Raw genomic sequence first — 13,825 nt, 5'->3', positions numbered from 1 at the left:
GCAGCATGGACATCAAACAAAGTAAAATCTTAATCATTGATTACGGATCACAATATACCCAGCTGATTGCGCGTCGGGTTCGGGAATTGGACGTTTATTGTGAAATATATGCATGGGATGCAAGCGCAAAGGATATTCGCGCCTATAATCCTTCGGGCGTCATTTTATCAGGCGGACCTGAGTCGGTACATTTACCCGACGCGCCGCCATTAAATACAGATATTCTTGATCTTAAAGTACCCATATTGGGTATTTGTTACGGCATGCAGTTATTGAATGTTCATTTTGGTGGTCAGGTTGAAGCCTCTGATTTTAAGGAGTTTGGATATGCCGCCGTTGAACTCATGGATGCTTCACAATTAATGGCACAAGTGTCCGGTCATCAGATTGATGTCTGGATGAGTCATGGCGATCAAATTAAAACTTTGGCACCAGGTTTCAAAGTCGTGGCGAAAACCAATACCACCGATGTGGCTGCTTTTGAGCATCCAGAAAAGCAATTGTTTGGTTTGCAGTTTCATCCAGAAGTAGAACACACTGATGGTGGTCGCGATATGCTGAGTCAATTTGTTCACGGTATTTGTGGTTGTGAAAAATTATGGAAAACTGACAATATCATTGCTACTCACGTGGACAATATTCGTGCACAAGTGGGTCAGGATCACGTTTTATTGGGTTTATCCGGTGGTGTTGATTCGTCTGTGGTGGCGGCACTATTGCATGAAGCCATAGGCGAGCAATTGGTGTGCGTGTTTGTGGATACTGGATTATTGCGATTTCAAGAAGGTGATCAGGTCATGAAAACCATGGCTGACAAGATGGACATTAATGTTATTCGTGTTAATGCCCAGGAGCAATTTTTCAACGCCTTGGCCGGTGTCAATGATCCTGAGCAAAAGAGAAAAGTGATTGGTGAGCAATTTATCCGAATTTTTGAACGGGAAGCGAAACAACTGAATGATATAAAATGGTTGGCACAAGGGACGATTTACCCCGATGTCATAGAATCAGCGGCTTCCAGCACCGGCAAAGCGCATGTTATTAAGTCTCACCATAATGTCGGAGGACTACCGGCTGATTTAGCCTTAGATTTAATCGAACCTTTGCGTGATTTGTTTAAAGATGAAGTCAGAAAACTAGGCGTTTCTTTGGGTCTGCCGCCTGAAATGGTCTATCGGCATCCGTTTCCTGGACCTGGTTTAGGCGTCCGCATTTTGGGTGAGGTTAAACCTCAATATGCTGAAATTCTAGCCAGAGCAGATCATATATTTATCGAGGAATTACGACGACATGATTTGTATGACAAAACCAGTCAGGCATTTGCGGTATTTTTGCCCATTAAATCAGTAGGTGTGGTTGGTGATCAGCGGCGTTATGAATATGTTATTGCCTTACGGGCCGTTGAAACCATCGATTTTATGACCGCCCGTTGGGCACATCTGCCATATGACTTTATCGATTTGGTTTCTCGTCGAATTATCAATGAAATAGACAGTGTTTCTCGTGTGGTTTATGATATTTCAAGCAAGCCTCCTGCCACCATTGAATGGGAATAGGATGAATGTTCTTGGGCCTTACGCTTCCGCTCCAGACTCACGCAGCACACCTCCATCCATGGAGGCGTCATTCACCCTTAAATGAGTAACAATAGTTTCATAGAACAAGATCGACACTTTATGGCACTGGCACTGGCTGAGGCCAGACGCGCTGCAGAGCTTGATGAAGTGCCGGTCGGCGCGGTCATCGTGTCAGCGGGTGAAGTCATTGCATCAGCCCATAATAGTCAGATTCATTTACAAAATCCCACAGCCCATGCTGAAATTATGGCACTTGAGAAAGCTGCACAATCATTAAAAAATTATCGTTTACCGGGCTGCACTTTATATGTTACTTTAGAACCTTGTCTGATGTGTGTGGGTGCCATGATTCATGCGCGTATTGATCGACTTGTCTATGGTGCCGCTGACCCTAAAACCGGCATGGCAGCAACAGTGGATAATCATTTTGAACGACCCTATCATAACCATCTGGTGCAAGTAACCGGTGATATTATGGCAACTGCATGTGGTCAAATATTGCAGGATTTTTTTCGGTCTAAACGATTAGCGAAAAAACAAAAAAACTGAGTAATCTCGTGAGTTCGTTAATAAAGGTGCTGATTGGTTCAATGCTTATGGGGTTGCGTTTGCAGATACACCGGTGGTCAGAACACGACTGTTATTTATGGCATTCAGCCGTTGTTGGTTTTGTTTGTAGCGACCATATAAAATCTTGACACGACGAACATACTCTTTTGTTTCAGGGAAAGGTGGGATTTGTCGACCATACCGTTCAACCGCAGTTTCACCGGAATTATAGGCAGCCAAATAGATATCCATGTTTTTGTAATTGTTTTTTAAATGCTTTAGATAAGCCGCGCCGCCTAAGATATTCTGTTGGGCATCGAAGGGATTATTCACTGCGTAGGTTTTTTGAGTTAAAGGCATTAATTGCATTAAACCTTGAGCGCCGGCTGAGGAGACAGCGGCCACTTTGTAAGCGGATTCTGCATGGATGACGGCTTGTATCAACGCTTTATCAAGTCCATGAAAGGTGGCGGCATGGTCTATCTCAGCTTGATAGCGATCAGTAATTAGTGGGGTATTTTTCCAATCAACACTGTTTCGCCACACGGAACACTCAGGGCAGCGAATGTTTAAAATCTTGAAAGATTTGCCCGTCGGTTTTTTTGAAGAGTAGTGTATAATTCCTTGCGCATCCACGTGCTTGTACACTTTCATATTACTGGCATGCAATGTTGGTACACTGAAAAAAATGAAAAACATAAAAATGCCGGCTTGTGACCATTTAAACAATAACGGACACGAAAAAGATTGGATTGTGGATGGTGTTAATGTCATGTTAACGGCTTGTTTTTTAATGTGTGACTGATTATCATGGCCTGATTATAATTTATTTCAACGGCATTTAACAAACTGATGAAGCAAAATATGACTCCAAAAGCGTTTAAAAGCACACTGTTAGTCCTGATTTTATTAATTATGACATTTTTAGTTGGTTGTGCGCCACCCACTGTCATTGAAATCACTGACAATACATTTTATCAGTTACAACAAGAAGTTGAGGATGTGAAGAACTCTCAAGTGGCCAATGCAGCGCCTTTAGAAATGAAGTTTATCACTGAAAAATTACAAAATGCTAAACGCGCTAAGGCCAACGGCGATGTTCGCGAAGAAGCGCGCCTCACGCAGCAAATTCGTGCGGATATTGAAATTGCTCGGTTACGTGCTGAAGTTAACCGTTTAAACCAATCGCTGTTGGAAAAACGTGATGAATTGTCAGCCGCGCGGGTATATCTGCAGCAATTGGAGTCACAATTACCATGATAAAAAGAACATTGACCCTTATTTTGTTATTGTTTGCTCATGGCCTGCTTGCCAAAGACAATCTGGAATTAGAATCATTGCGTATTGAATTTGATAATTTTATCAGCCAACAAAAATACAGACCTTACGCCAAAGAAGAAAAAACACAAGCAAAATCAGCCATAGAAGCTTTATATAATCAGCGTGGAGAAGTGAAGAATCATGCTGTTTACATGGCACGTCATTATTTGACCAAAGCCAAAATGATGGCTGAATCTGAGTATCTGGAAAATGAATTACGAGAGACAGATGCGCAATTACAGACAATAAATATGCAAACCCTTAAAGCCGAAGCAAAGCTGGCGCGTATGGAAGCTGACCGGGCACAATTACTCATTAAGTTGCATGCGGAAGAAGCCGAACGGGCCCGCCGAGAAAAACAAAATGCGCTGGCTTTAGCTGACCAAAAAACCAGTGAAGCTGAGCTTAGTCAGGCAGAAATGCAAGCGGCACAAGCTTATGCCAAAGCCCAGGAAAAAGTGGCCACGTTGGCCAAACAGGAAGCTGACTTGGCATTTGCAGAAATAGAAGCCTTGCGGATGCAGTTAGAATCCCTGGTGGCGAAAGAAACCAGCGCCGGTTTAATGATGACACTGGGTGATTTTGTGTTCGACTCTGCTTCCGCCAACTTAAAACAAGCAGCGATTGATAACTTCGATCGTGTCATGCAATTTATCAGTGGTTATCCAGACCGTAAAATTCGTATAGAAGGTCACACTGATTCATCCGGTAGCGAAGCCTTTAATTTAGATTTGTCACAGCGTCGTGCTGATGCGGTTAAACAATTGCTGGTTCAAAACGGTATTGCCGATGATCGCATTGAATCAGTTGGTAAAGGCGAAGCGCATCCTGTGGCCAGCAACGCCAATGAAGCCGGTAAAGCCAAAAATCGTCGCGTTGACATTATTCTCCTCAAATAACAGGATCTCACATGCAAGTTGTTAATTCTGTGGTCGATTTAATCGGCCGCACACCCATGGTTAAAGTCAATCATTTAGATACCGGTTCCTGCGAACTGTATTTGAAATTAGAAAACATGAATCCCGGTGGGTCTATTAAAGACCGCATTGGTTTAACCATGATTGAAGAGGCTGAAAAAGCCGGCAAAATAAAACCTGGTGATACCTTAGTAGAAGGTACTGCGGGAAATACTGGCATAGGCTTGGCTCTGGTGGCCGCACAAAAAGGTTATAAACTTATTTTGGTTATACCCGATAAAATGAGCAAAGAGAAAATCTTTAATCTCAAAGCCATGGGCGCGAAAATCGTTCTTACTCGTTCTGATGTAGCTAAAGGTCATCCGCAATATTATCAAGATCTGGCGCAAACCATTGCAGATGAAACACCAGGTGCTTATTTTATTAATCAGTTTTCTAATCCCGATAACCCCAAAGCGCATTACCAAACCACTGCACCAGAGATTTTTGAACAGTTAGATCAGCAAGTGGATGCCATTGTTTTTGGTGTTGGTTCCAGTGGTACAGTCACCGGTTTAAGTCAATATGTCCATGAACATCACCCCAAAACAGAACTTATCTTGGCAGATCCTGTAGGCAGTATTCTCGCGGAATATATTAATGAGGGTACTTTAAGTGACAAAAGTGGCAGTTGGAAAGTGGAGGGTATTGGTGAAGATTTTTTACCCAGTATCAGTGATTTCAGTCATGTTACAAAAGCCTACGCCGTCAGTGATAAAGATAGTTTTCATTATGGTCGTGAGTTGTTATCAAAAGAAGGTGTTTTGGGTGGTTCGTCAACTGGCACCATTTTGAAAGCCGCACTTGAATATTGCCAGTCAGCCACTGAACCAAAAAAAGTGGTGGCCATAGTTTGTGATACCGGTAATAAATACCTGTCTAAGATGTACAATGATTACTGGATGATAGATAACGGTTATATGGAAACACCTGTCTATGGTGATTTACGTGATTTGATTTCACGGCCTTATCAGAATAATGACACCATCGTCATGCGTCCAGATGAAACTTTGGCGGATGTCTATCAGCGTATGAAACTCTATGATGTCTCACAATTACCGGTGATGTCTGACAATGAAATTGTTGGAATTATTGACGAATCTGACGTACTGTTAACTGTGTTTAATCACCCTGAAGCGTTTAAAAATACGGTGTCATCTGCCATGACTGACCAATTAGAGTTTTTGGATGCAAAATCAGACATCAATGAGCTGTTACCGGTGTTTGAAGCCGGCCGTGTGGCCATTGTTAAAAAAGGTGACGCATTTTTGGGTTTAATTACCCGCATAGACCTACTCAATTATTTACGACGATCTGATCAAAATCAATAAGGTGCTATGTCCCATCACAACTAAAGATTGCCACACCGTCAGATTTTTAGAGATTAAATAATGAAGTACCGCAACCTAGGCCCATTTTCAGTTTCTGAACTGGGTTTAGGCTGCGCCAGTTACTGGGGAAAAAAACATTTTTCTGAACAACAAGCCATACGGGTTGTGTCTGCCGCAATTGACCAAGGGGTTAATTATTTTGATACCGGTGCCAGTTATTCCGGAGGCCATGCTGAACAACGTTTAGGTCGGATTTTAAAACATCACGTGACAGATAGTGAATTGTTTATCAGCAGTAAAGTGGGCACTGAAGTGGGTCATTTCGGCCGTTTGTATAAGAACTTTAGCTATCAAGGTATATTAAGTTCCTGCGAACGGAGCCTGCGTCGTTTAGGCGTAAATCAATTATCCGTGCTTTTTTTGCATGGCCCCAATCCGGAAGATTTTAATGACCACACTTATCAGGCACTGTCTGATCTAAAACAATCGGGCAAAGTGGCACTGGTTGGTGTTAATACCTTTAATCCACATATTATAAAGCTCACACAACAAAGCCAACGCTTTGATGTATTGATGACTGACTTTAATGTCTTTAAACCACAGCAAATTGAAACCATCAACCAGACTCGGCAAATGGGTATGGATGTTGTTATTGCCGGTGCCTTGGGTGGTGCTTTATACAGTCGCCAATGGCGCCGAATCAGCGGCGTTAAAAGTCTTTGGTATTGGCTTCGGGCTTATAAAAACAACCGAAAACAATTACAAGCAGCCCATTATTTTGATTTTTTAAATAAATACCCAAATTGGCATGCAACTCAATTAGCATTGGCCTATGTACTCAATGACCCTCATTTTTCATCGGCTTTAGTTGGTAGTACATCTGAGCACCATATTCAACAATTGGCCGATGTCAGCGGTCGCATGGTGCCGAATGAAGTTATGATAAAAATCAAACAAGCCCAGCAACAAGTCAATTGCACTTGATAAAATAACAAAACCAACATATAATAAAGTTCTTATATATTGGATTATTAGTTTCATGCATATTGAATCATTTTATCATCAAGACACATCTACTTGGACCTATGTGGTGGTGGATGAAAGTTCTCAAAAATGTGCAGTGATTGATCCGGTTTTGGATTATGACCAAGATGCTGCCTGTTACAGCACTGAATCAGCCGATCAGGTCATTGCTTACGTCCAATCGCAAAAATTGACTGTCGAATATTTATTGGAAACCCATATACATGCTGATCATATCAGTGCAAGTCACTATTTAAAACAGCAACTGGGCGGTGAAACAGGTATTGGATCAGGTATTTTAACGGTGTTAAAACACTGGGTACCTATTTTCGAAACGGCACAGGATACAGCCATAGATGGTTCTCAATTTGATCATATTTTTGCAGACGGCGATACCTTTCATGTAGGCGGTTTAAATGGCCGGGTTATGCATACCCCTGGACATACTCCCGCTTGTGTTAGTTACCACATTGGTTCTGCGGTGTTTGTCGGTGATAGTTTGTTTGCACCCGATGGCGGAACCGCACGTGTTGATTTTCCAGGTGGCAGTGCTGAGCAGATGTACGAATCTATTCAAAAACTATATGCCTTACCGGATGATACGGTGATGTATTTATGCCACGATTATCCTGATGCAGGTGAGGAACCGCGTAAATCTGTTACTGTGGCTGAACAAAAAAAACACAATAGAATGATTAAAGCGAACACCAGCTTAGAAGAATTTAAAAAAGTCCGTCAACAACGGGATTCCACTTTAGCGGTGCCGAGGTTGATACTGCCATCGATTCAAACCAATATGCGATTAGGTGCTTTTGGGGCGATATCAGCGCAGGGCACCCAATTTATTAAAATCCCCATTAACAAACTGTGAGAAATTTATGAAAACCATTGTGTCAGTGTTATTTATGTTTGTTTTAGTTGCCTGTCAACCAAATGCTTCAGAACAAGAGAATGTTCAACAACCCCAAATTAAAAATGAAAAAGCACAATCAAGCCAGGCTGACAACATCGATTATTTGTTGCTGGGTCAGCAACACGCTCAAAAAGCCCAAAAAATACTGGGCAGCAATTTAAAAAAAACCATGCAAGAGCAGGGGCCCATGGGCGCGTTAAATTTTTGCCATGAACAAGCCATTCCGTTAACAGACTCTACAGTGTCCGGTAATTTACTGGACTTAAAACGGGTGTCTGATAAAAATCGTAACCCCAATAATACCCCCAATGCATCTCAATTAGCTTACATAAGCGAAGCCAAACAACAACTGGCAGCCGGTCAAAGCCCAAAGGGTATGGTCAGCGAAGTGAGTGGTGAGATGGTGGCCTATTATCCAATTGTCACTCAGCCAGGTTGCTTGAATTGTCACGGCTCTCCTGAAACCGACATTGCACCTGATACCCTGGCTGTTTTGAACAAACTATATCCCAACGATCAAGCCACCGGCTTTGATGTTGACCAATTGCGCGGCATTTGGGTGGTAACCATGGCTAAGCAAGCTGAATAAATTAAGCCAAAAAACCACCATCAACCGGTAAATTAACGCCGGTGATATAGGCGGCCTGGTCGCTGGCTAAGAATAGATAGGCCGGGGCAATTTCGTCAGGTTGCGCCATCCGGCCCATGGGTATTTGTGGCAAAATCATTTTCAGCATGGCTTCGTTTTGGGTTAATGCCGAAGCAAATTTGGTGTCAGTTAAACCGGGTAAAACGGCATTCACACGAATGCCAAATTGAGCACATTCTTTAGCAAAGCTGCGCGTCATGGCCATAATCGCGGTTTTGGTGACAGAGTAAATACCTTGCATAGCCGCGGGGTCGGAACCGTTGACGGAGGCGGTATTGATAATCACACCTTTGCCTTGCTTTTTCATAATTTGACCGGCCAACTGGCTTAAATGAAAATAACCTTCAATATTGACTTCGATGGTTTTTTGCATGGCTTCATAACCGGTATTTAAAACCGGACCAAAATAGGGGTTGGCCGCGGCATTATTAATTAAAACATCAATACGACCACATAGTTGCATTACGGCATCTATGAGTTTTTGTCGTGATTCTTTATCGCCATTATGACAGCTGATGGCATGGGCCTGGCCACCATGTTTGCGAATGTTGTCAGCCACTTGATCAATGGTATCTTGATGACGAGAGCTGACCACCACTGTGGCGCCGGCTTTTGCAAATTGTTGGGCGATGGCTGCGCCAATACCACGACTGGCACCGGTAATCACCACCACTTGTTCATTAAAATCATACATTTATATCACCTATTTGTTGCAGACTATGGTTAATAAGAATATCGCGAATATCACCAAAAGGTTTAAAACGTTGATCGTTCGTTTGACCTTGTTGGTAGCGATAATAAATTTGTTGCACGATGACTGTTAATCGAAATAAACCATAGACGTAATAAAAGTCATAATTGTCTAATTGTATTCCACTTAACCGACAGTACTCATGAACATATTCATCACGTGTCAGCATGCCGTTTTCGGTCGTTGGTTGGGTGCGAATGGCTTGGGTACTGGGGTGGTCATTGGCTTGAATCCAATAAGCCAGGGAGCAACCCAAATCCATCAGTGGATCGCCTACGGTGGCCATTTCCCAATCTAAAACCCCTATGATTTGAGTGGGGTTTTGAGTATCAAATATCAGGTTATCAAACTTAAAATCATTGTGGATAAGGGCATAAGGTTTATTGTCGGTTGGCAGATTTTTTTGTAACCAATGTATCAACATATCCGCCCGATTATGGTTGGGTTGGACGTTTTTGTAACGTTTAACCCAGCCACTAATTTGTCGTTTAATGTAGCCACGACCCATGTTATAGACTTGTAAGGTTTCATTTAAAGGTACTTGATGTAATTGCAATTGTGCATTAATTAGTGCGTGGCATAATTTCTTTTGATCTGTTGTTTGGTAGATATCAGGGAGTTTACGATGAACCTCAATGCCTTCAATGGCTTCCATGACATACACCGGTCGTGGAAAAATGTCCAAATCATCAATTAAGAAGTATACCTTCGGACTTAAGACATAATATTCTGATAAAGACTTCAATAGATTGTATTCGCGAACCATATCATGGGCACCTTTGGCTTTAGTGCCACTGGGAGAGGTGCGCACAATCCATTGCTGCTCACCATCTGATAATCGATACGTTAAGTTTGAAACCCCACCGGTGAGTGCTGTTAATGTTAATTCACCTGTACATACTAAGCGGTTTTTTAAGTACTTTATTAAAGATTTTTTTTGATCTGAGTTCATGGTTTAAGTGTCGGAAGCAATTGTCTTCTTAAGTTTAGTAAGTGTTGCTTGAAATCTTCTAATGAAATTTTATAGGCGTGGTATTTATAGGTTTTTAAATACCATTCTTGTAATGCCGACTTAAACACGGTGGCCGTTAAAAAGGGTGATTCACATTGGCATAAATTTAATTCACACGCTTTGACAATATGAGTCATTAAAGCTTGTTCCATTAAATTTTCTGATTGTACAAATTGATTCAGCAAAGATTTATCCAAGTGTTTGGCTTCCATAAATACAAAATAAAACCAGCGTTTTAGTCGCTCACTGATGTACAAATGATAGATCAACATATTATCAATACTGGTTAATGGGTTGTCATCTTCCACTGATAATAATATTTGTTCTGTCATGTCCACCAGTGCCTGATGGATCATGACAATTAAATCATCCTTATGGGCAAAATATTTATATAAGCCTCCCATGCTGAAACCGGTTGCTTGGCATAAATCTCTGACTGTCATACCCTGGAACCCTTGAGATTTTGAGATACTAAAAACAGCCGGGATAATGGTGGCTAATTTACGGGTGGCAATGCGTTCATTTTTGAGTGCTAAACGGTTTTTATTTTGTTGGTAAATAAACTGCCACTCATCTCCGAAGTACTCTTTGAATCTGGCTTGAAACGCAGTGTAATCCATGATTTATTGATAATTGGCCAATATCTGTTTCGCCAAAGACAGTTGATGGACCTCATCGGGACCGTCATAAATCCGTGCCGCACGTTCTTCACGGTAGAAAAATGACAGCACCGTGTCATCGGTAACGCCGAGCCCGCCTAAACCTTGAATGGCATGGTTCATAACCAGTTGTAGCATTTGGGCTGTGTGAAATTTAATCATGGAGATATCATGTTTGGCCGCTTTGTAGCCAACATCATCAATGCGTTGAGCGGTGGCCTGTACTAAGTGTTGTGCAGCTTCAATGGCAGCATAGCATTCGGCAATTTTGACTTGCATCACCGGTTGTTGTGCCAGTGTTTGGTTATCAGTAATTTGGCGACTATTAACATAGCGACATAAAATATCAAAACAGCGACGAGCAATACCAATCCAGCGCATACAGTGTTGAATGCGACCAGGGCCTAAACGTTGTTGCGCCATTAAAAAACCATGCCCGGGTTCTCCCAACAAATAATGTTCGGGTACTTTGACATCGTTAAAAAGCACTTCTCCATGGGAGAAGTAACCATGACCAGAGCTGCCCATGATGGGGATATTACGTTTTAATTGAAAGCCTTCAGTGTCATTCGGGACAATAATCATACTGGCTTTTTGATGTTTAGCCGCCTGTGGTTCAGTAACCGCCATCACAATGGCAAAATCCGCACCATCTGCACCAGTGGTAAACCACTTATGACCATTTATATGCCATTGACCATTTTTTAATTCGGCAGTACAGGCCAGTCGAGTGGGGTTAGAGCCTGCCATGGCCGGTTCGGTCATGGCAAAACAACTGCGTATATCTCCGCCGGCTAAAGGCAGTAAGAATTGCTTTTTAATGCGTTCATCGGCATACAGGTGTAACAGTTCGGCGTTGCCGGCATCCGGCGCTTGGCAGCCAAAACAAACATGGCCCAGTGGTGATTGGCCTAATACCGCAGATAATTTGCCTAATTGATTGACGGTTAAACCTTGGCCACCAATGTCAATCGGTAAATGGGGTGCCCACAGTCCGTCTCTTTTAACCTGGGTTCTTATTTTATCAATGGCACTTTCTAATTCCGGCCATTGGTGATTAAGCAAAAATGGCTCGGCTTCGAAAACAGATGATTGCACAATATCTTGTGCACGGGATTTGAATGCTGTGAATTGAGTGGCTTGCATCGGGCAACTTGATGATGAATTGATAAAGTATAGCAAAATGCGAACAGTTGTTCGAAAAATTTGTTAAAATCTATCTATGAAGAAAACAATGGTTATAACCGGTGCCGCCAGTGGTTTAGGGTTGGCTTTAGCCCGTCACGCAGCACATCAATATAATATCGCCGTAATCGATGTTCAACAAGCGGCCGGCGAAGCGGCGGTTCATGAATTAACTGCCAAAGGTTATCAGGCAAAATTCTTTGACTGTAACATGACCGATGCCCAAACAGTGCAGAAAACTGCTGAACATGTGGTAAATTATTTTGGTCAGGTAGATGTATTGATTAACAATGCCGGAATTGCTTCAGAGGGTGGGGTTGAAACCAGCTCTTTGGAACAGTGGCAGCGGGTGATTAATATTAATTTAATGGGTGTGGTTCACGGTTGTCGCAGTTTTTTACCTTATTTAAAACAGCAACCGGAATCAGCCATCGTTAATGTGGCTTCATTTGCAGCGCTGGCACTGGCGCCCTATATGGCTTCATATAATGTCTCGAAAGCCGGGGTGGTGGCGTTAAGCGAAACCCTGCGTTGTGAGTTAGCCAACAGTCATGTCCATGTGGCGGTGGCCTGTCCGGCGTTTTTTAAAACCGCACTCACCGATTCCATGATTGACAGTAACGATAAAATGAAAAAACGTATTGAGAAATGGATGCAAAATTCGTCTTTTAATGCCGATGATGTGGCCCAACAGATTTTGGCGGCCATTGAGCATAAAGAGTTTATGGTATTCAGTGACAAAAAAACCAAAAATCAATGGCGCTTATCGCGCTGGATGCCCAACCTCTTTTTTCGCCAAAAAATTAAATTTATTAAACGGTTAAATCAATGACACAAAAACAACAATGGTTACTGTATGGCGCCTATGGATACACCGGTGAGCTGATTGCCAGGCAGGCAGTTAAAGATGGATTGCAGCCGATTTTAGCCGGTCGTGATTCTGATAAAACGGCTGATTTGGCACAACAGTTGGGCTTATCGCATGTGGTGTTTTCGGTATCAGATTTAGCAGGCAACAATGATTTGCTGAAGTCCTATGACTTGGTACTTAATTGTGCCGGACCTTTTTCACAAACGGCGGACATATTTATGGATGCCTGTATTGAGGCACAATGTCATTATTTTGATATCACCGGTGAGATTGGGGTGTTTGAGGCGGCGGCTGAACGTCATCAACCGGCGACCTTGGCAGATATTATTTTATGTCCCGGCGTTGGTTTTGATGTGATTCCCACGGATTGTATGGCTGCCATGTTAAAACAGGCCATGCCCGATGCCACACACCTGAATTTAGGTTTTGATTCACGGTCGGGTTTTAGCCCGGGTACAGCTAAAACCTCGGTTGAAGCCTTACCGGAAGGCGGTCGCATTCGAGAAGACGGGTTAATTAAGGAAGTGCCATTGGCTTATAAAACCCGGCGCATCGATTTTGGTGGTGGTCAGAAATTGGCGATGACCATTCCCTGGGGTGATGTTGCCACGGCCTATTATTCCACTGAGATACAGAATATTGAGGTTTACATACCTGCTTCACCTCGTCTAGTTAAACGTTTGAAAAAGCTCAACTGGATCCGTCCGATATTGGCTTGGTCATGGGTTCAGAATAGACTTAAAAAACGCATCGAAAAAACCGTAAAAGGCCCCGATGAACAAGCTCGCCAAGAGTTAACAACTTTTATTTGGGGTGAAGTCAGTAATGCCACAGGCGAACGATTACAAAAACGTATGCAGGTGGCCAACGGTTATCAATTAACTGTGGATGGTTCTTTGCACGTGGTGAAAGCGGTGCTATCGAGTCAAAAATTGACACCGGGATATCAGACCCCCTCACGCCTGTTTGGTGCCGATTTAATTAAGCAATTACCGGGTACTCAAGCAGTAATGCTTAATGATACCTGAA

The 13,825-nt window shown here is 42.6% G+C and carries 15 protein-coding genes; 10 read left to right on the top strand and 5 right to left on the bottom strand.

Translation table 11 applies throughout. The annotated features are described in order from the left end of the window. The first annotated feature begins 5 nt into the window (after positions 1-5). On the top strand, positions 6-1,556 hold the full coding sequence (gene guaA, locus OS173_RS05660) for a glutamine-hydrolyzing GMP synthase (RefSeq protein WP_267183294.1): 1,551 nt from the start codon (positions 6-8) through the stop codon (positions 1,554-1,556). An 81-nt stretch (positions 1,557-1,637) separates the two neighbouring features. Next, entirely contained in the window at positions 1,638-2,126 is a 489-nt protein-coding gene (gene tadA / locus OS173_RS05655; protein ID WP_267183293.1) for a tRNA adenosine(34) deaminase TadA, read from the top strand. 45 nt (positions 2,127-2,171) lie between these two features. Here the strand turns inward: tadA and OS173_RS05650 are convergent, their stop codons facing one another. Then, on the bottom strand, positions 2,172-2,672 hold the full coding sequence (locus OS173_RS05650) for a lytic transglycosylase domain-containing protein (RefSeq protein WP_267183292.1): 501 nt from the start codon (positions 2,670-2,672) through the stop codon (positions 2,172-2,174). A 369-nt stretch (positions 2,673-3,041) separates the two neighbouring features. Here OS173_RS05650 and OS173_RS05645 point away from each other — a divergent pair, with 369 nt between their 5' ends. Genes OS173_RS05645 through OS173_RS05620 form a run of 6 tightly spaced genes read left to right on the top strand, consistent with a single transcriptional unit; the run spans position 3,042 to position 8,258 of the window. Further along, on the top strand, positions 3,042-3,386 hold the full coding sequence (locus OS173_RS05645) for a DUF4398 domain-containing protein (RefSeq protein WP_267183291.1): 345 nt from the start codon (positions 3,042-3,044) through the stop codon (positions 3,384-3,386). Continuing rightward, positions 3,383-4,345, top strand: coding sequence for an OmpA family protein (locus OS173_RS05640; RefSeq protein ID WP_267183290.1), 963 nt, complete (start codon positions 3,383-3,385; stop codon positions 4,343-4,345). The genes OS173_RS05645 and OS173_RS05640 overlap by 4 nt, the downstream gene beginning before the upstream one ends. Positions 4,346-4,356: 11 nt before the next feature. Beyond that, positions 4,357-5,733, top strand: coding sequence for a cystathionine beta-synthase (locus OS173_RS05635; RefSeq protein WP_267183289.1), 1,377 nt, complete (start codon positions 4,357-4,359; stop codon positions 5,731-5,733). 60 nt (positions 5,734-5,793) lie between these two features. Next, complete coding sequence (locus OS173_RS05630; RefSeq protein WP_267183288.1) at positions 5,794-6,717, top strand: aldo/keto reductase; 924 nt, start codon at positions 5,794-5,796, stop codon at positions 6,715-6,717. A gap of 55 nt (positions 6,718-6,772) precedes the next feature. Continuing rightward, a complete protein-coding gene (locus OS173_RS05625; protein ID WP_267183287.1) occupies positions 6,773-7,627 on the top strand; it encodes an MBL fold metallo-hydrolase in 855 nt (284 codons plus the stop codon). 7 nt (positions 7,628-7,634) lie between these two features. Continuing rightward, the gene (locus tag OS173_RS05620; protein WP_267183286.1) at positions 7,635-8,258 is read left to right on the top strand and encodes a Tll0287-like domain-containing protein; all 624 of its coding nucleotides are present in this window, start codon (positions 7,635-7,637) and stop codon (positions 8,256-8,258) included. A 1-nt stretch (position 8,259) separates the two neighbouring features. Here OS173_RS05620 and OS173_RS05615 read toward each other — a convergent pair whose 3' ends face one another. The 4 genes from OS173_RS05615 to OS173_RS05600 are packed head-to-tail and all read right to left on the bottom strand — an operon-like array spanning position 8,260 to position 11,886. Then, complete coding sequence (locus OS173_RS05615; RefSeq protein ID WP_267183285.1) at positions 8,260-9,012, bottom strand: glucose 1-dehydrogenase; 753 nt, start codon at positions 9,010-9,012, stop codon at positions 8,260-8,262. Then, positions 9,005-10,021 carry a phosphotransferase family protein gene (locus OS173_RS05610; RefSeq protein WP_267183284.1) on the bottom strand — a complete coding sequence of 339 codons (1,017 nt, stop codon included), beginning with the start codon at positions 10,019-10,021 and terminating at the stop codon, positions 9,005-9,007. The genes OS173_RS05615 and OS173_RS05610 overlap by 8 nt, the downstream gene beginning before the upstream one ends. Continuing rightward, on the bottom strand, positions 10,018-10,701 hold the full coding sequence (locus OS173_RS05605) for a TetR/AcrR family transcriptional regulator (protein ID WP_267183283.1): 684 nt from the start codon (positions 10,699-10,701) through the stop codon (positions 10,018-10,020). Before OS173_RS05605 ends, OS173_RS05610 begins: the two co-directional genes overlap by 4 nt. Before the next feature lie 3 nt (positions 10,702-10,704). Continuing rightward, positions 10,705-11,886 (bottom strand): acyl-CoA dehydrogenase family protein, encoded by a 1,182-nt coding sequence (locus tag OS173_RS05600; protein WP_267183282.1) that lies wholly within the window; start codon positions 11,884-11,886, stop codon positions 10,705-10,707. A gap of 76 nt (positions 11,887-11,962) precedes the next feature. On the opposite strand from OS173_RS05600, the gene OS173_RS05595 reads away from it, so the two are divergent. Continuing rightward, on the top strand, positions 11,963-12,757 hold the full coding sequence (locus tag OS173_RS05595; RefSeq protein WP_267183281.1) for an SDR family NAD(P)-dependent oxidoreductase: 795 nt from the start codon (positions 11,963-11,965) through the stop codon (positions 12,755-12,757). Further along, a complete protein-coding gene (locus tag OS173_RS05590) occupies positions 12,754-13,824 on the top strand; it encodes a saccharopine dehydrogenase family protein (protein ID WP_267183280.1) in 1,071 nt (356 codons plus the stop codon). Before OS173_RS05595 ends, OS173_RS05590 begins: the two co-directional genes overlap by 4 nt. Position 13,825 lies beyond the last annotated feature (1 nt).

Source organism: Marinicella gelatinilytica (genome assembly GCF_026410405.1).
Taxonomy (GTDB): Bacteria; Pseudomonadota; Gammaproteobacteria; order Xanthomonadales; family Marinicellaceae; genus Marinicella; species Marinicella gelatinilytica.
The sequence above is the reverse complement of the archived record's forward strand: the minus strand, read 5'-3'. Positions and strand labels throughout refer to the sequence as shown.

What these genes read in the sequence shown, in the direction of transcription:
- OS173_RS05640 (WP_267183290.1), top strand. Translation starts at nt 3,383, where the DNA reads ATGATAAAAAGAACATTGACCCTTATTTTGTTATTGTTTGCTCATGGC.
- OS173_RS05615 (WP_267183285.1), bottom strand. Translation starts at nt 9,012, where the DNA reads ATGTATGATTTTAATGAACAAGTGGTGGTGATTACCGGTGCCAGTCGT.
- OS173_RS05645 (WP_267183291.1), top strand. Translation starts at nt 3,042, where the DNA reads ATGACATTTTTAGTTGGTTGTGCGCCACCCACTGTCATTGAAATCACT.
- OS173_RS05605 (WP_267183283.1), bottom strand. Translation starts at nt 10,701, where the DNA reads ATGGATTACACTGCGTTTCAAGCCAGATTCAAAGAGTACTTCGGAGAT.
- OS173_RS05600 (WP_267183282.1), bottom strand. Translation starts at nt 11,886, where the DNA reads ATGCAAGCCACTCAATTCACAGCATTCAAATCCCGTGCACAAGATATT.
- OS173_RS05635 (WP_267183289.1), top strand. Translation starts at nt 4,357, where the DNA reads ATGCAAGTTGTTAATTCTGTGGTCGATTTAATCGGCCGCACACCCATG.
- OS173_RS05620 (WP_267183286.1), top strand. Translation starts at nt 7,635, where the DNA reads ATGAAAACCATTGTGTCAGTGTTATTTATGTTTGTTTTAGTTGCCTGT.
- OS173_RS05630 (WP_267183288.1), top strand. Translation starts at nt 5,794, where the DNA reads ATGAAGTACCGCAACCTAGGCCCATTTTCAGTTTCTGAACTGGGTTTA.
- OS173_RS05625 (WP_267183287.1), top strand. Translation starts at nt 6,773, where the DNA reads ATGCATATTGAATCATTTTATCATCAAGACACATCTACTTGGACCTAT.
- guaA (WP_267183294.1), top strand. Translation starts at nt 6, where the DNA reads ATGGACATCAAACAAAGTAAAATCTTAATCATTGATTACGGATCACAA.
- tadA (WP_267183293.1), top strand. Translation starts at nt 1,638, where the DNA reads ATGAGTAACAATAGTTTCATAGAACAAGATCGACACTTTATGGCACTG.
- OS173_RS05590 (WP_267183280.1), top strand. Translation starts at nt 12,754, where the DNA reads ATGACACAAAAACAACAATGGTTACTGTATGGCGCCTATGGATACACC.
- OS173_RS05595 (WP_267183281.1), top strand. Translation starts at nt 11,963, where the DNA reads ATGAAGAAAACAATGGTTATAACCGGTGCCGCCAGTGGTTTAGGGTTG.
- OS173_RS05610 (WP_267183284.1), bottom strand. Translation starts at nt 10,021, where the DNA reads ATGAACTCAGATCAAAAAAAATCTTTAATAAAGTACTTAAAAAACCGC.